Raw genomic sequence first — 16193 nt, 5'->3', positions numbered from 1 at the left:
CGCCGCCGCCGCCTCCGCCGCCTCCGCCGCCGCGGCACCGGCACGATCCCCACCGCACCGCCGTCCGATGCCCGGGCCGCCTCCCGCCGGACGATCCCGGCCGTCCGCCGGCCGCCCCCACCGGGTCAACACGGTGGTCCGGACTTCACCCGCCCTGACCAGACCACGCGGACGCGCACGGCGTGGTGTAGGGCACAATGCGCAGTCGGCGTAGGGGTGTTGTCCGCAGGGCGGCTGCGGGTTCCGGGGAAGGCGGGCGTCGGGCGTGGCGGTGCAGGAAGCGAGAGACGGCGCGGGTTCGGGGGCGCACGCCCACGCGGGCGGCTGCACCTGCGGGGACTGTCCGCACGGGGCGCGTGCGGGACACCGGCAGGCCGTGGCCGCGTTCCTCCTCAAACGGGACGAGTTCGCCGCGGGGCAGGGGCTGCCGGCGGCCGTGGCCCACTCCGTGTCGGCCTCCCGGCAGTGGGTGTCGGAGGAGCTGACGCAGTCCGCCGAACTCGTCGCCGCCCGCCGCCGGGCCGAGGGCGACGCATGGCTGGTACGGCTGTGGCGCTGGACGGCGTACACGGTGTGGGCCGCGGTGGTCGTACTGCTTCTGGTGCAGGCGCTCACCGCGATCGGAGCGGGCTGGAGCAGCGCCCGCACGGCGGGCCTGCTGGCGGCGGTGACCGTGGCCGCGGCGCTGACGGCCGCCTCCTGGTTCCACCGGGCGCGCGGCGGCGCGCTGGCCCCGGTCATCGGTGAGGACAACAGACTCTCCACCTCTCGTTCGGTCGCCGCGTCGTGGGTGCTGTTCGTGGCGTACGCGGTGCTGGTGCTGGTGGGCCAGCTGGCGGCCGCCTCCGACCACGCGGAACGCGATGCCCTCATCTCGGGCCTGGAACTCGCCCGGGGCGCCGGTGCGGTCACCGTGCTCGCCGTGGTGTGCGGGATCGCCGTGCTGGTACGGCGGGTGGTCGGACTGCGGGTCCTGGGCCAGCGGCTGCAGAAGGTGCGGGCGGACCGGCCGCGCTCGGCCGACCTGCTGACCGACGACGCGGGACGCGGCGCCTTCGCGGACATCCAGTACGTCCTGATCAACGCCGTCGCCCTGGTCTTCGCCGCGGTGCGGCTGGCCAGACGGCCCGATCAGCTGCCCGACCTGCCCTGGGGGCTGGCGGTGGTGACGCTGGTGTCCGCCGCGACCTACCTGGCGGGCAAGTACGCGGAGGGCGGGCGCCCGGTGATCCTCTCGGTGGTCCGGGCCCGGGAGGCCGGCGACCTGGACGCACCGGTCCGCACCGGTGACGACATCGAGATCCGCGGCGCCGGATTCGTCCCACCGGGTGCGCAGGGCGCCGACCGGCTGTCGCGGATGGTGGTCCGCATCGGCGCGGTCCATGTCCACGTGCCCCTGGTGCCCGTCACCGGAGGGTTCAGCAACCCGACGGACACGGTGCTGACCGTGCCGGTCCCGGCGGACGTGGAGCCGGGCCGCGTCGAGGTGCAGCTGGTGACCGCGGCGGGCGTGGAGACCAACCGGTACGCGATCGACGTGACGGAGTGACCGGGCCGCCCGGGTGACCGAGGCCTCGCGGTGACCGCCGTGTCGCCGTGCGGGCGGCGCCGGGCGCGCACGGCGCCGGGGGAACCGGACCGAACACCGAGGGGTGAGTGCCCGGGGCCAACCGGACGCCGAATCCATACGGACGCCGCACAAAAGTCCGGCCGGGTTGAGCGACTCCTTTCTCGCACACGTATGGTCTGTCGAGGGGTGAACGGCAGTGCGGTGAGAGGCGAGAGGCGGCTGGTAACGATGACTCACAGCCTTCGTACGGACATGCACACCTCGTACCTCGACCGGCGCGGCACCTGGCGGGACACCGCCGGCCGCTACGCCCTCCTTCCTCTCCGTCTCTTCCTGGGCGTCACCTTCGTCTACGCGGGCCTGGACAAACTCACCGACAGTGCCTTCATGAGGGCCGCCGGTCCCGGGTCGCTCGGCGACACGATGCGCGCGGTCCGCGGCTCCTCCGCCGTCCCCGCCCTTGTCGACCTGGCCCTGAAGAACCCGGTGGGCTTCGGCTACGCCATCGCCTTCGGGGAACTCGCCGTCGGCATCGGCGTCCTGCTCGGTCTGCTGGGCCGCCTGGCCGCGCTCGGCGGCGCGCTCATCTCCCTCAGCCTGTGGCTCACGGTCAGCTGGGCCACCACCCCCTACTACTACGGCAACGACCTCGCCTACCTCATGGCCTGGATCCCCCTCGTCCTCGCCGGCACCCCCGTGTTCTCCCTGGACGCCGTCCTGCCGAGGCGACGACGCCGCCGGGGCTTCGGGAACTACCGTTAGGACCTCTCGTCCGGATCATGCCGGGCTCGCCGGGTCCCTGATCCGGTCGGAAGACCCTAGCGGGCCCGGTCGAAATCCGGGCCGCGCGGTGTTCTGCGGCGGCGTACGGATTGGTTGACCACCGCCACCGCGCCCGCCAGGCAGAGGCCGCCCACCACGACGGGCACGGCCACGAACCACGGCGTCTTCCAGAGGCCGCCCGCGTCCCCGGCGTAGGCGACGGCCGCGCCGATGAGACAGACGCCCGCCACCAGCTTCCCGGGCTGGAACTCATGAAGCAGCACGGCTCACCTCCGCCTGTCCCACACCCACGTGCAGATCGAGATCGACCGTCCCCGCGCTCTTGCCGCCCGCTGCCGGCACCAGCGTGACCTGCTGGTGCCTGCCCGGTGCCACGTCCACGTCCTGCGAGCCGTCGCCCGGCAACTGGATGTCGCCGACGCCCACGTCGATGTTCGCCCGCAGGGTCACGTCCTGCGGGAGGACGACCCGGAGCCGTCCCACGCCCACGTCGGCCCGCGTCGTCACCGTCCGGCCGTGTCCCGGGCGTATTCGGGTCAGGTCGAGGGTGCCTTCGCCGGTGCCCAGGTCGTACTTCGGGCGGACCTCTGTCACCGCGGCCGGTTTCCAGGTCGCGTGCGACCAGTGGGCGGTGACGTTGCCGGGCAGAGCGGTGGACGCGGCGAGGAGGGCCGCTGTGACGACGGCCAGCAGGACCGAGCCCGCGCCGGTCCTCCCGAGGAACGCGCTGACCGCGAGGCCCGCTCCGAAGACGCCGAGCGCGCAGGCCAGCCCGGTCTGCAGACTGCTGCCCAGCGTGTGGTCGCCCCAGGTCAGGCGCGTACCGAGGCCGCCGGCCACCACGGCGAGCAGGAAGACCCAGCCGCCGATCCAGCGAGGGCCCCGGGGCCGGGGCGGTTGTGGGCGGGGCGGGCGCGCGGTCTCTCTTCCGCGCCCGTCCCGGCTGATGTTCACGGCCGCCGCGACGTCCCGGTCGCGTGTGTCCCGCGGGCCCCACAGGTAGCCGGTTCCGCCGACGTGGGTGCCGTCCTTGACGATCGGCTCCCGCCACCAGGACGGGTAGGAGGCGGGGACCGGGGGTGCCTTGGCCTCCGGCGGCGCGTCGGCGGCGGCCTGGGCGGCCAGGGGGTCGGGATCGGCAGACCCGCGGTGCTGCGACCAGTACCCCGCCCCCGCGAGGAGCAGGGAGAGGACGACGGCGAAACTGAGCACGTCGCCGTTGGTCAGCATCGAGAGGAACACCCCGCAGCCGACCAGGGCGAAGAGCACCGCGGCCAGTGCGGGGCCGTCCACCCGCCCGGTGAGGAGCTTGCGCACCTCGTTCTCCTCCTCGTCGTCGAACGGCAGGAAGAGCCAGGCGAACCCGTAGAAGATGAGGCCTATGCCGCCCGTGGCGGCGAGCACGGCCAGGGTGATCCGGAAGATCACCGGATCCATGTCGCACCGCCGCCCGAGCCCCGAGCAGACCCCGGCGAGCACCTTGTGCCGCCGGTCCCGCCGGAACCCCGGCGAGCCGCCCCCGGTGCCTACCGGGCTCCCGGCGGTCGCGGAGCCCGCCTGGGCCCCCGCCTCCGGCCCGCCGGCCGTCCCCGCTGTCCCCGTCACGTCCGCCCCTCCGGTCGGGCCGGGCCCGCCGCCCGGCGGCTCCGGTCGTCCGCCTGCACTTGATGCTCCGCTCGTACGCGGTCGTCCGCCCGCACCCGCTTCCGCGCCACTACCAGGCTCTCCGCGTGTGCCCGGTGGTCCGTCCGCGCCCGGCTCTTCGCCGGTACTCCGTTCTCCGCGTGCGCCCGGTGGTTCCTGCGCGCCCGGTCGTCCTTCCGTACTCCGCGGGTGCGTCCGCTCGCGCGGGCGCGGTTCCTCACCCGCACTCGCGCCGGGCGCGGCGGCTCCGGGCCCCGCACCCTGGACCGGGCGAGGACCGGGGCCGGGTTCCGGACCCGTCGCGGCGTACTGGTGATTCGTCATGCGTCCATGGTGACGGGCGCGCCGCCGCGGCGGCAGTCGGGAAGACCCTGGCAGAACCCTGATTCGCCCCTGAGCCTCGCCCGGGATCCGTTCGACGGCCGGCGCGGAGCCCCCGGTACGAACCGCCCGGCGCCCGGCCCCCGAGCCCGTTCCCGGGCCGCCCCTGCAAGGGGCGGGAAGATCAGGGGAGTCTCGGGGGCGGACCCTGATGCCTCCGTCCGGCGGGCATGTGACCATCGTTGGCATGCCGGAAGCCGCAGCCCTGCCCCTCGACGACCCGCGGCCGCCGCGCAAGCTCTACCGCAGCAGCGACGGACGCTGGCTCGGCGGAGTGGCGCGGGGCCTCGCCGGGCATCTCGGGCTGCCCGTGGTCTGGGTGCGGCTGGTCTTCGTCGGACTGTTCATGGCCGACGGACTCGGCGCGCTGCTGTACGCGGCCTTCTGGTTCTTCGTCCCCCTCGGGGTCGGCGGTGTCGGCGGCCAGAGACCGCCGTCCCTCGTCACGACGGAGACGTCGCCTGACGGCCGCCGCAGGATCGTCACCCGCAGACCGGACAAGGGCCAGCTCGTCGCCCTGCTGCTCATGGTCGTGGTGGCGTCGGTCTTCGTCGGCAGCGTGAATCTGGGCGGCGGTGCGAAGGTCTACCTCCTGCCGGCCGTCCTCGTCGCCGCGGGCGTCGCCCTGGTCTGGCGCCAGGCGGACAACGCGCGGCGGGCCCGCTGGGTCGAGGTCGGCCGCCGTCGCCGTACGCTCACGCTGCTGCGCGCCGGTGCCGGCGTCCTGCTGGTCACCGCGGGTGTCTCGGCCATCTTCGTCCTGCAGGGATCCGCCGCCCACCTCGGCTCCGTCCTCCAGGCAGGACTCGCCGTCCTCGTCGGCATCACGCTGCTCGCCGGGCCGTACCTGGTCCGGATGACCCAGGACCTCTCCGAGGAGCGGCTGATGCGCATCCGTGCGCAGGAGCGTGCCGAGGTCGCCGCCCATGTCCACGACTCGGTGCTGCACACCCTGACCCTGATCCAGCGCAACGCGGACAACGCGGGCGAGGTGCGCCGGCTCGCCCGCGCACAGGAGCGTGACCTGCGCGCCTGGCTCTACAACCCGGAGGGCAACGGCAAGGACGAGGACGACGAGCCGGCGACCCTGGCGGAAGCCGTGAGGCGCAACGCCGCCGAGGTGGAGGACAAGCACGGTGTGCCCATAGAGGTGGTCGTGGTCGGCGACTGCCCGCTCGACGAGCGCGTCGGCGCCCAGATGCAGGCCGCGAGGGAAGCCATGGTGAACGCCGCCAAGTACGGTGGCGAGGGCGGCGCCGTACAGGTGTACGCCGAAGTCGAGGGCAGGACGGTCTTCGTGTCCGTCCGTGACCGGGGGCCCGGGTTCGATCTCGACGCGATACCCACCGACCGCATGGGTGTCAGAGAATCGATCATCGGCCGCATGGAGCGCAACGGGGGAACGGCCCGGTTGCGCGCGGTGCCGGACGGCGGCACGGAGGTCGAGCTGGAGATGGAGAGGGCGGAGAACACGTGATGAGCGACCCGACCGAGGCGAACGGCACGGCGTCAGCGGACAGCGCGGAGGCGGCCGGGGCCGCGGGCGGCGCGGGCGGGCGGCGCGTGCGCGTGGTCCTCGTCGACGACCACCGCATGTTCCGTACGGGGGTCCAGGCCGAGATCGGGCGGACCGACGAGACCGGTGTCGAGGTCGTCGGCGAGGCGCCGGACGTCGACCAGGCGGTCGCGGTCATCACCGAGACCCGTCCGGAGGTGGTCCTCCTCGACGTCCACCTGCCGGGCGGCGGCGGGGTGGAGGTGCTGCGCCGCTGTGCCGCGCTGATGGCGGACACCGAGCGTCCCGTCCGCTTCCTCGCGCTGTCCGTGTCGGACGCGGCGGAGGACGTGATCGGGGTGATCCGCGGCGGGGCCCGCGGATACGTGACGAAGACGATCACCGGCTCCGACCTCGTCGACTCGATCTTCCGGGTGCAGGAGGGCGACGCCGTCTTCTCCCCGCGGCTGGCCGGGTTCGTCCTGGACGCGTTCGCCTCCACCGACGCCCCGCCGGTCGACGAGGACCTGGACCGCCTCACCCAGCGCGAGCGTGAGGTGCTGAGGCTCATCGCCCGGGGGTACGCCTACAAGGAGATCGCCAAGCAGCTCTTCATCTCCGTGAAGACGGTGGAGTCCCACGTGTCGGCGGTGCTGCGCAAGCTGCAGCTGTCCAACCGTCACGAGCTGACCCGCTGGGCGACGGCGCGGCGCCTGGTCTGACGCGCGCGGGGCGCGGGAAGTCCCGCCGTCACGCCACCCGGGTCGCGCCGGCGAACGGCATCTGGTCGACGGGGGCCAGCCGGACCGGCGCCGACGGGTTCGGGGCGTGGATCATCTGCCCGTTGCCCACGTAGATGCCGACATGACTGATCCCGGAGTAGAAGAACACCAGGTCACCGGGGCGCAGTGCGGAGCGGGAGACCCGACGGCCGGCGCCGATCTGGGCGTAGGTGGTGCGGGGGAGCGCGATGCCCGCGGAGCGGTAGGCCGCCTGGACCAGTCCGGAGCAGTCGAAGGCGTCGGGCCCGGTGGCGCCCCACACATAGGGGCTGCCGAGCTTCTGGTAGGCGTAGGCGACGGCCGCCGCCGCCCGGGAGGTGGGGGCTCCGGCCGCACGGACCGCGGGGGCCGCATCAGGTCCCGGGGCGCCGAGCGTGAGCCGGGACCCGGCCGTGGACCGGGACGCCCGCCCCCCGGCCGGGTCCTCGCCGATCGCCAGGCGCTGCGGCGGGGTGAGCCGGGCCAGCAGCCGCCTGGCCTCGTCCAGTTTCGTGTTGATCGTCTTCTTGTGCCGCCGCAGTTCCGCCTGGCGTGAGCGGAGCGAGGCCAGCTCGGTGCGTGCCGCCCCGCGCACCTGGTCGAGCCTCCTCAGCTCCCGGTGCACCCCGGCCACGGCCGCGGTCTGGCGGGCCCCCGCCCGCTCCGCCAGTTCGGCGCCTTCCAGGTAGTGCCGGGGATCGTCGGAGAGCAGGAACTGGACGGTGGGATCGATCCCGCCGTTCCGGTACTGCTCCGCGGCGATCGAGCCCAGGGCGTCACGCGCCGCGTTGAGCCGGGCCTGTCCGCGCGCCGCCTCGTCACCCAGCGTCCGCAGCCGTTTCCCGGCAGCGTCCGCCTGCTCCTGGGCGCCGTCGTACTTCTCGGTGGCGGCCTCCGCCTCCTGGTACAGCCGGTCCACCCGGGCCCTGACCTGCTCGGGTGCCGGCTGCGGTGCGGCATGTCCGGTGCCGTCGAAGACCGTGGCCGTCGCCGCGCCCGTGAGGACGAGGGTGAGGGCCGTACGGGCCGTGCTGCCGCTGAGTGAGCGTGGTCGGGGCTTGCGGTGCGAGGCCACGTGGACCGTCACGTCCCTTCGTCCGGCCGGCCGTGGAGGCGGGCTCTGCGCGTCCGGCGGCGGCCCGCACAGGGGGGACGGTCCGCCGCCGGACTTCTTGGCGGTGGTGCCCGGCTGCCGCCCCCAGGCCCTGCCCTCACCTCCCCCTCTGCCTCGGGACGCGGTGCACGCACTCTCGGGGCGGACGAGGGGCAGGGGACGGCGGGACCTGGCCCGGACGGCGGTGGGAAGCCGGTCACCTGGGGAAGGACGCTAGGACCCGCCGTGCCGCAGGAGTGACAGGTTGTACGGAACTGCCGTGACTGGACCGACCCGCGACCGGAAGTGACCGCGAGCGCCACCCGACGGCATCGTCTTCACGGAGAGCGATGACCGATGTGCCGGTTCCGGGGCAGAGGGGACCGGCAGGTGCTATGTGGCGCATATATGCACACCGGCGCGGCTGCCGGGGCCGGGCCGGCGGGGACCGTGTGCCCCCGGACCGGGCGCCCCCGGACCGCCGGGGCGTGCCGGTGGCCGGGCCGGTGTCCGGCGGCTCGGAGGCCTCTCGTTAGGCTCCGGCCTCATGGACGTACTCATCCATCTCTTCGTCGGCCTGCACATCATCGGGATCGCCGCGCTGCTCGGCGGCTTCCTCACCCAGATGAAGGCGATGGGCCAGGGCACGGCCCGGTTCGTGCCCGGCATGCTGCACGGCGCACTGACCATGCTGGTCACCGGCGTCGTCCTCGTCGGCCTCAACCAGGCCGACGACCACCACGTCAACACCGTCAAGATCGGCCTGAAACTGGCGCTGCTGATCGTGATCCTCGGCCTCGTCTACGTCAAGCGCGACGACGAGAAGGTGGACAAGAGCATGTTCGGGCTGGTCGGCCTGCTGACCATGGCGAACATCTTCATCGCGGTGCTGTGGACCTGAGCACGCCCGCCGGGGGCGTGAGGCTCAGGCCGCAGCGCCTCTGAGTTCGGTGCGCGCCTCCGCGACCGCCCCCGCCGCGACGGCCAGCCACGCCGCCACCGCGACCCAGACCAGCACCTCCCCCAGCCCTCTGAACTCGGGGACGTGCAGGGCGGCGGCGACCGAGAGCGCCGCCGTGGCCGTCATGCCCAGGGGGAAGACGGTCGACCAGCGGCGCACGTCGTAACGCAGCCGGGGCCGTACCACCTCGGCCACGAGCAGGACGGCGTACCAGGCGAGATCGAGCACCAGGAGCCCGAGGGTGACCGTGTGCAGGACGCCGTGGTCGTCGCCGTTCCACAGGTAGTGCCCCGCGCTCTCCGCGCCGATCAGTTTCGCCCCGGCGACGGCGGAGATCGCCAGTGCGCCGCCCGCGACCCAGTGGTCGCCGTGCCCCTCGAACACCTGTCGCAGGTCGAAACGGGACAGGGCGAACAGGTAGAGCACCAGGCCCAGCCAGAAGAAGACGAGCGCCGTGTGCGCGAGCCAGGCCGTGGCCTGCGCCCGGGCCAGCGACGCGCCGAGCACGGCGAGCCCCTCCGTGGCCACGCAGCACAGGAAGACGGCCCCCGGCATGGGCCGCCGGGAGTTGCGGACGACCCGCCAGAGCAGCCACGGCCACAGCACCACGGCCAGCGCGAGCAGCGCCTCGGCGAGCGGCTGCCACCCCAGGTTCGAGAAGCGCGTGCCCAGCACCGCGGTCGCGGCGACCCCGGTGAGCGCCGCCGGTGTCCCCGCCTCGGCCGCCCAGCGCGTCCGTTCGCGCGTCAGCCGCAGGACGAAGTCCGCGGCCAGGGCCAGCCACGCGGCGCACGCCACGGCGAGGACGGCGAGGGACAGCACCTCGTGGCCCGTCAGCTCCAGTCCGATCGACACGATGCCGCAGGCCATCACGGCGGCCCCGGCCGCGGGCGGACGCTGCGCCAGCCAGGCGCGCAGAGATGAGGTGACGGGCATGATCCCGATGCTAGTGCGGGAGCACGTCGCGCGAACGGGGCGCGCACGCCGGGACGCGAACCGCGGGCGGCGCGCGTAACCGGCGCGGGCGCGGGTGCGCGTCCCGCCCGGGGTGGTCCCGGTCGGGGGGAGTGCGCGGTGGTGCGGCGGGGGGGCGCGGTGGGCGGCGGGGCGAGCGACCCCGGCCGGTGAAACCGGTCACCTTTCCGGGGCGGCCCCGGGTTGTCGGTGGGGAGCCCTAGACTCGTAGAGCGATGAGCAGCCTCTTTGACGACAGCTTCCTGGCGGACCTCCAGACCCCTCGGGGTCCCGAGGACGAGCCCCCGCCGCCGCCCGAGGACGAGCACGCTCCGGAGCCGGTTCCGGACGATCTGTTCGGCGGGAAGTTCGACCTGCCGCCGGACCGCGAGGCCCACCGGGACGCCTACTACCGCGACGGCGCCCCCCGCCCCGTCGTGGACCCGGCCGCCCTCCTGGACGGGCTGAACGAGAACCAGCGTGCCGCCGTCGTCCACTCCGGCTCCCCGCTGCTCATCGTGGCCGGCGCCGGTTCCGGCAAGACCCGCGTGCTCACCCACCGCATCGCCCACCTCCTTGGCGAGCGCGGCGTCCACCCCGGCCAGATCCTGGCGATCACCTTCACCAACAAGGCCGCCGGTGAGATGAAGGAGCGCGTCGAGCAGCTCGTCGGCCCGCGGGCCAACGCCATGTGGGTGATGACCTTCCACAGCGCGTGCGTGCGCATCCTGCGCCGCGAGTCGAAGAAGCTCGGCTTCACCTCCTCCTTCTCGATCTACGACGCCGCCGACTCCAAGCGCCTGATGGCGCTGGTCTGCCGTGACCTGGACCTCGACCCGAAGCGCTACCCGCCCAAGTCCTTCAGCGCCAAGATCAGCAACCTCAAGAACGAGCTGATCGACGAGGAGGACTTCGCCGCCCAGGCCACCGACGGCTTCGAGAAGACCCTCGCCCAGGCCTACGCCCTCTACCAGTCGCGGCTGCGCGAGGCCAACGCCCTCGACTTCGACGACCTGATCATGACGACGGTCAATCTGCTGCGCGCCTTCCCGGACGTGGCCGAGCACTACCGCCGCCGCTTCCGGCACGTCCTGGTCGACGAGTACCAGGACACCAACCACGCCCAGTACGCCCTCGTACGGGAACTCGTCGGCACCGGCGAGCACCCCGCGGACGTACCGCCCGGCCCGGACGACCTCCAGCCCGCCGAGCTGTGTGTGGTGGGTGACGCCGACCAGTCGATCTACGCCTTCCGCGGCGCGACCATCCGCAACATCCTCCAGTTCGAGGAGGACTACCCGGACGCGACGACGATCCTGCTGGAGCAGAACTACCGCTCCACGCAGACGATCCTGTCCGCCGCCAACGCGGTCATCGAGCGCAACGAGTCCCGCCGCCCGAAGAACCTGTGGACCAACGCGGGCACGGGCGCCCGGATCACCGGGTACGTCGCCGACACCGAGCACGACGAGGCGCAGTTCGTCGCCGAGGAGATAGACCGCCTCACGGACGCGGGTGACGCCAAGGCCGGAGACGTGGCCGTCTTCTACCGCACCAACGCCCAGTCCCGTGTCTTCGAGGAGATCTTCATCCGCGTCGGCCTGCCCTACAAGGTGGTCGGCGGCGTCCGCTTCTACGAGCGCAAGGAGGTCCGGGACGTCCTCGCCTACCTGCGCGTCCTGGCCAACCCCGAGGACTCCGTCCCGCTGCGCCGCATCCTCAACGTGCCCAAGCGGGGCATCGGCGAGCGCGCCGAGGCGATGATCGACGCCCTCGCCCAGCGGGAGAAGATCAGCTTCCCGCAGGCGCTGCGCCGCGTCGACGAGGCGTACGGGATGGCCGCTCGGTCGACGAACGCCGTCAAGCGGTTCAATACCCTGATGGAGGAGCTGCGCACCATCGTGGAGTCGGGCGCCGGACCGGCCACGGTCCTGGAGGCGGTCCTCGAACGCACGGGCTACCTGGCCGAGTTGCAGTCCTCCACCGACCCGCAGGACGAGACCCGCATCGAGAACCTCCAGGAACTCGCGGCCGTCGCCCTCGAGTTCGAACAGGAGCGCGGCGAAGGGGAGTCGGTCGCGCTGTCCGAGTTCCTGGAGCAGGTCGCCCTGGTCGCCGACTCCGACCAGATCCCCGACGAGGAGGACGGTGACGGCGTCATCACCCTGATGACCCTGCACACCGCCAAGGGCCTGGAGTTCCCGGTGGTCTTCCTCACCGGCATGGAGGACGGCGTCTTCCCGCACATGCGCGCCCTCGGTCAGGTCAAGGAGCTGGAGGAGGAGCGCCGTCTGGCCTACGTCGGCATCACGCGCGCGCGGGAGCGGCTGTACCTGACCCGTTCGGCGATGCGCAGCGCGTGGGGCCAGCCGTCGTACAACCCGCCCTCCCGGTTCCTGGAGGAGATCCCGGCCGTGCACGTGGACTGGAAGCGGACGGGCGGCTCCGCGCCGGTGTCCTCCGGTCCGGCCTCCGGGGTGGCCGCCTCGCTGTCGTCGTCCCGTTCCCGGTCGTCGGCGGCCGGTGCCTCGGGCTTCGCCACCCGGCGCGCCGCGGAGAAGCCGGTGGTCTCCCTGGCCGTCGGAGACCGGGTCACGCACGACCAGTTCGGCCTCGGCACGGTGGTCGCCGTCAAGGGCACCGGCGGCAACGCGGAGGCGACGATCGACTTCGGTGACGCCAAGCCCAAGCGGCTGCTGCTGCGCTACGCGCCGGTCGAGAAACTGTAGGACCGGCACACAAGGGGGCCGCGCGGGACGGCCGGATCCCGGGACCGGAGCGACGGCCCCCGCCGAAGGAGGACTCCGGGCGGGAGGGCCGGCCCGGGGCCGGGCCGGCCCTCGGCGCCGTCGGCCCTACGTCGGGTTCAGGCCGTGGCTGCGCAGCCACGGCAGCGGGTCGATCGGTGCCCCGCCGGCCGGGCGCACCTCGAAGTGCAGGTGCGGGCCTGTGGAGTTGCCGGACTTGCCCGAGTACGCGATCGGCTGCCCGGCCTTGACGGTGGCCCCGGTGACGACCTGGTAGCGGGAGAGGTGGCAGTACCACGTCTCCGTGCCGTCCTTGGCGGTGAGGATCAGCATGTTGCCGTACGCGCTGTTGAACTGGGTACGGACCGTGCCGTCGGTGGCGGCCATGACCGTCGTCCCGTACCAGACGGGGAAGTCGATGCCGGTGTGCACGGACATCCAGTTGACACCGGCCTGGCCGAAGTAGGCGCTGAGCCCCCTCTGCGCCACCGGCAGCGCGAACTTGGGCCGCAGCCGCTCCTTGCGCGCCGCCTCCTCCGCGGCCTTCTTCCGCTCGGCCTCCTGCTGCGCCTTGAGGTCGATGCGCTCCTGGGTGCGGCTGGCCCGGTCGGCGAAGTCGTTCGCCCCGGCCGACAGGCTCTGGAGCTGGGTGTCCAGCTTGTTGTTGGCGGTGGACGCCTGCACGGGATGTGTCTCGGTGGCGGACGCCGAGGTCTCCTGGTCGTCGCCGGTGAAGCTGCCGACCGAGGCCGCGGCGATTCCGGCGACGCCCACCACGCAGACCGAGGGCACCGCCACGGTCAGCAGCGCGGACCGCTTGGCGGGCCGGCGCCGGGAACGGCCGCCGCTGCGCGAGGCCGCGCGCGGCGCGGGCACCCCGGTGGCCTCCTCCTGGTCCTCCGGCTCGGGGAGGGCGGGCAGCTCACCGGTCGCGGCCGGATCGGGGCCGGCCGACGGCTCCTCCGGTAGCGGAAGGCCCTCGTCGGCCGCACCGGCGCTGTTCCACTGGGTGGCGTCGTAGGCGCCGGTGTCGAAGGTCTGGGTGCCCCAGTCCCACTGCTGGGTCTGCTCGGCCGGGGCCGCCGCGGCCGGGTCCTGGAGCCAGGCGTTGGTGTCCCACTGGCCGGTGGCTTCGACGGGCGCCGGCTGCTGCGGCACGGCGGACAGATGCTGGTAGCCGGTGGACCACGCGGTCGTGTCGTACGCGCCCGTGTCGTAGGCGGCGTGGTGCTGGGCCGCGTACGCGTCGTGGGTCAGGGTGTGGTGGCTGCCGGTGGACCACTGGGTGGTGTCGTACGCGCCGGTCGTCCCGGCGTGCGCCGCGTGGGCGTCGCCGGTGTGCAGGTCACCGAAGAGGGGATCGGCGGGGAAGGCCGCCGTGGTGTGGGTGCCGGTGTGGAATCCGGTGGCGTCGTAGTCGCCGTACGTGGTGAAGTCACCGTAGGCGGCTTCCTGTCCGCCGTACGGCGCACAGGGCGCCGAGGCGTCGTCGGAGGCCGGGGCCGGGGGCGTCGCGGTCCCCGACGGGTGGCGGTCGTTCACCAACTTCTCTTTCGCCTCGACAACAGGGGCTGCCAGAGCAGTGCGGCGACTGTACCCGGCGGTACGTGGGCGCGACAATCTTCAGCAGGTTTCCCGTTCGCGGGAAACGGGCAATCGGCCGTGATTCGGCGGACCGCGGACACGGCCTTGGGTTTGTGTTCGAGGCCATGTTCGACCCTGATGGGTCAATGCGGGGCGAGGCGAGGGCCTGATCAGGCCACGGTCAGCCCCCCGCCCTGCGCCGCCGACGGATCCCCCGGCCGTACGGTGTCCAGGGCCTGCCGTATCCCGCTCGCCACGGCGGGGTGCACGGGGAGGGCGAGATGGCCGATGCCGCTCACCCGGATGTTCTCCGCCCGCAGGTCCGGGTGGTCGATGCAGGCCGACTCCAGAGGGTCCATCACGTGGTCGAGGTCGCTCCAGAAACTGACGAAGTGGGTGCGGCAGCCGGGCGCGGGAGAGGACAGCTCCTCGATCAGCTCGGACCCGGGCCGCATCTGACGGACGATCGGGTGCGCGTTGGCCAGCGGCGCGACCCGGGTCCCCGCGTGCGGGGTGCCCAGGGTGACGAGGGTGCGGATGCGGGTGTCGCCGCCGAGCCGCTGCACGTAGTAGCGGGCTATCAGACCGCCGAGGCTGTGTCCGACGACGTCGACCCGCTCGCTGCCCGTGCGTTCGCAGATCTCCTCTATGTGCCGGCCGAGCAGCTCGGCCGCGGTGCGGATGTCGCAGGTCAGCGGCGAGTAGTTGAGGGACTCCACCCGCTGCCGGCCGTGCTGGGCGAGGTTGCGGCGCAGCAGCACGAAGACCGAACGGTTGTCGATGAAACCGTGCAGCAGCACCACCGGCGGCTTCGCCTCGGCCGGCAGCTGGGCGGCGGCGCCCGGGGCGGGCAGCGGGGTCTCGGCGGCGCGGCGCTCCTGGACGATCCCCGACGGGTAGAGGAGGACGTGACCGGCGAGGATCGCCAGCTCCAGGGCCGTCGCCTTCAGCAGGCCCACCGACACGCCCGCGATTCTGCCCGGGATGAGGCGCTGGCAGAACGGGAGGAGGGGATCTGCGACGCTGGTGACCTTCATGGCCGACCTCCTGTCGGCACGCGGGAGGACGGCTCTGTCCTCCGGGTGCCCTCGTGGGCAGTCGCGGCAGCGGCCCCGGACGGGGCGCGGGCGGGGCGCGCGGAGCGGACCACCCGGCGTGCGGCGCGCACGGTGCCGCTGGTACGGCGGTGAGCGCCGCCGGTGTCCTTCCGTACGCCCCCGCTGCCGCGCCCTGTCTGCCCGGTGTGTCCTTCGTGCCCCGCGCGACGCGCCGGGCCCGTATGGCGCGCCGGGGCCGAGCGGCCCGTCGCGCTCGCGCGGCGCCCGGTCCGCTCCGTGAGGGTGCCGGTGGTACCCGCGAAGGGGCCGGTGGTGCGGGAGACACGAAGGGGTCGGACGCCGAGCCGCGGCCGGTGCGACGCTTGTTCCCGCCGCGGTTCCCGGTCCGCGGCGGGGAACCGTGCGCCGGGTGAAGATCCCCCCTGCGCGAGACGCCCGGGGAACTGTCCCTGTGTGTGATTTCCCCCTCGCTGCGCACCGTGAAACTGCCGGGTGCGGGATGCTGGCGATAACGTTCGTTCACTTCCCCGGACGATGTGGTGCGGGGCGTCCGTCCCGTGGTGGACGTATGTAGTCGCTTCATGGAGGCAGTGATGGGTGTGGCAGCCGGTCCGATCCGCGTGGTGGTGGCCAAGCCGGGGCTCGACGGCCACGATCGCGGTGCGAAGGTGATCGCGCGGGCCCTGCGCGACGCCGGCATGGAGGTCATCTACACGGGCCTGCACCAGACGCCGGAGCAGATCGTCGACACGGCGATCCAGGAGGACGCCGACGCGATCGGCCTGTCCATCCTCTCCGGCGCGCACAACACGCTGTTCGCCGCCGTGATCGAACTGCTCCGGGAGCGCGACGCCGAGGACATCGTCGTCTTCGGGGGCGGCATCATCCCCGAGGCGGACATCCCGCCGCTGAAGGAGAAGGGCGTCGCGGAGATCTTCACCCCCGGCGCGACCACCCAGTCGATCGTGGACTGGGTGCGGGCGAACGTCCGCCAGCCGGCCCAGGCGTAGCACCCCGGCCGGGCGGGCGCCGCCGGGCCCCCGCGGGTGCGCTCCTCCGTCGCGCCCGCGCCCGCGCGGCTTCCCGCTACGGCCGTCTCCGGACGGCTTTCCGCCGGGGCAGCCCCCGCGCGGACTTCCGCCGCGGCCGTCCTCGGGCGGCC

Annotated in this window: 13 protein-coding genes; 7 read left to right on the top strand and 6 right to left on the bottom strand. The window is 73.4% G+C overall.

Annotation, left to right across the window (positions count from 1 at the left end; all coding sequences use genetic code 11):
* The first annotated feature begins 265 nt into the window (after positions 1 to 265).
* Positions 266 to 1549: a hypothetical protein gene (locus ABZ719_RS04005; protein WP_366723660.1), complete on the top strand. Its 1284-nt coding sequence runs from the start codon at positions 266 to 268 to the stop codon at positions 1547 to 1549.
* Between the two features lie 249 nt (positions 1550 to 1798).
* Positions 1799 to 2332 (top strand): DoxX family membrane protein, encoded by a 534-nt coding sequence (locus tag ABZ719_RS04000; protein WP_366723659.1) that lies wholly within the window; start codon positions 1799 to 1801, stop codon positions 2330 to 2332.
* A 56-nt stretch (positions 2333 to 2388) separates the two neighbouring features.
* Here ABZ719_RS04000 and ABZ719_RS03995 read toward each other — a convergent pair whose 3' ends face one another.
* Together ABZ719_RS03995 and ABZ719_RS03990 are read right to left on the bottom strand one after the other, a co-directional pair.
* Positions 2389 to 2616 carry a hypothetical protein gene (locus ABZ719_RS03995; protein WP_366723658.1) on the bottom strand — a complete coding sequence of 76 codons (228 nt, stop codon included), beginning with the start codon at positions 2614 to 2616 and terminating at the stop codon, positions 2389 to 2391.
* Entirely contained in the window at positions 2603 to 3958 is a 1356-nt protein-coding gene (locus ABZ719_RS03990) for a PspC domain-containing protein (protein ID WP_366723657.1), read from the bottom strand. The genes ABZ719_RS03995 and ABZ719_RS03990 overlap by 14 nt, the downstream gene beginning before the upstream one ends.
* Positions 3959 to 4565: 607 nt before the next feature.
* On the opposite strand from ABZ719_RS03990, the gene ABZ719_RS03985 reads away from it, so the two are divergent.
* The gene (locus ABZ719_RS03985; RefSeq protein ID WP_366723656.1) at positions 4566 to 5855 is read left to right on the top strand and encodes a PspC domain-containing protein; all 1290 of its coding nucleotides are present in this window, start codon (positions 4566 to 4568) and stop codon (positions 5853 to 5855) included.
* Entirely contained in the window at positions 5855 to 6595 is a 741-nt protein-coding gene (locus tag ABZ719_RS03980) for a response regulator transcription factor (protein ID WP_366723655.1), read from the top strand. Before ABZ719_RS03985 ends, ABZ719_RS03980 begins: the two co-directional genes overlap by 1 nt.
* Positions 6596 to 6623: 28 nt before the next feature.
* Here ABZ719_RS03980 and ABZ719_RS03975 read toward each other — a convergent pair whose 3' ends face one another.
* On the bottom strand, positions 6624 to 7709 hold the full coding sequence (locus ABZ719_RS03975) for an NlpC/P60 family protein (RefSeq protein WP_366723761.1): 1086 nt from the start codon (positions 7707 to 7709) through the stop codon (positions 6624 to 6626).
* Positions 7710 to 8274: 565 nt separating this feature from the next.
* Between ABZ719_RS03975 and ABZ719_RS03970 the strand changes: the two genes are divergently transcribed.
* Positions 8275 to 8628 (top strand): hypothetical protein, encoded by a 354-nt coding sequence (locus ABZ719_RS03970; RefSeq protein ID WP_366723654.1) that lies wholly within the window; start codon positions 8275 to 8277, stop codon positions 8626 to 8628.
* Between the two features lie 24 nt (positions 8629 to 8652).
* Here ABZ719_RS03970 and ABZ719_RS03965 read toward each other — a convergent pair whose 3' ends face one another.
* A complete protein-coding gene (locus tag ABZ719_RS03965) occupies positions 8653 to 9624 on the bottom strand; it encodes a tellurite resistance/C4-dicarboxylate transporter family protein (RefSeq protein ID WP_366723653.1) in 972 nt (323 codons plus the stop codon).
* Positions 9625 to 9878: 254 nt separating this feature from the next.
* On the opposite strand from ABZ719_RS03965, the gene pcrA reads away from it, so the two are divergent.
* Positions 9879 to 12371 carry a DNA helicase PcrA gene (gene pcrA, locus ABZ719_RS03960; RefSeq protein WP_366723652.1) on the top strand — a complete coding sequence of 831 codons (2493 nt, stop codon included), beginning with the start codon at positions 9879 to 9881 and terminating at the stop codon, positions 12369 to 12371.
* A 126-nt stretch (positions 12372 to 12497) separates the two neighbouring features.
* Here the strand turns inward: pcrA and ABZ719_RS03955 are convergent, their stop codons facing one another.
* Together ABZ719_RS03955 and ABZ719_RS03950 are read right to left on the bottom strand one after the other, a co-directional pair.
* Positions 12498 to 13931 carry a peptidoglycan DD-metalloendopeptidase family protein gene (locus ABZ719_RS03955; RefSeq protein WP_366723651.1) on the bottom strand — a complete coding sequence of 478 codons (1434 nt, stop codon included), beginning with the start codon at positions 13929 to 13931 and terminating at the stop codon, positions 12498 to 12500.
* A gap of 212 nt (positions 13932 to 14143) precedes the next feature.
* On the bottom strand, positions 14144 to 15010 hold the full coding sequence (locus tag ABZ719_RS03950; RefSeq protein WP_366723650.1) for an alpha/beta fold hydrolase: 867 nt from the start codon (positions 15008 to 15010) through the stop codon (positions 14144 to 14146).
* Between the two features lie 614 nt (positions 15011 to 15624).
* Here ABZ719_RS03950 and ABZ719_RS03945 point away from each other — a divergent pair.
* Positions 15625 to 16041, top strand: coding sequence for a cobalamin B12-binding domain-containing protein (locus tag ABZ719_RS03945; protein ID WP_366723649.1), 417 nt, complete (start codon positions 15625 to 15627; stop codon positions 16039 to 16041).
* Positions 16042 to 16193: the final 152 nt, after the last annotated feature.

The sequence above is a fragment of the Streptomyces sp. NPDC006743 genome (genome assembly GCF_040703815.1).
In the GTDB taxonomy this organism is placed as follows: Bacteria; Actinomycetota; Actinomycetes; order Streptomycetales; family Streptomycetaceae; genus Streptomyces.
This window is presented reverse-complemented; position numbering and strand designations above follow the sequence as displayed.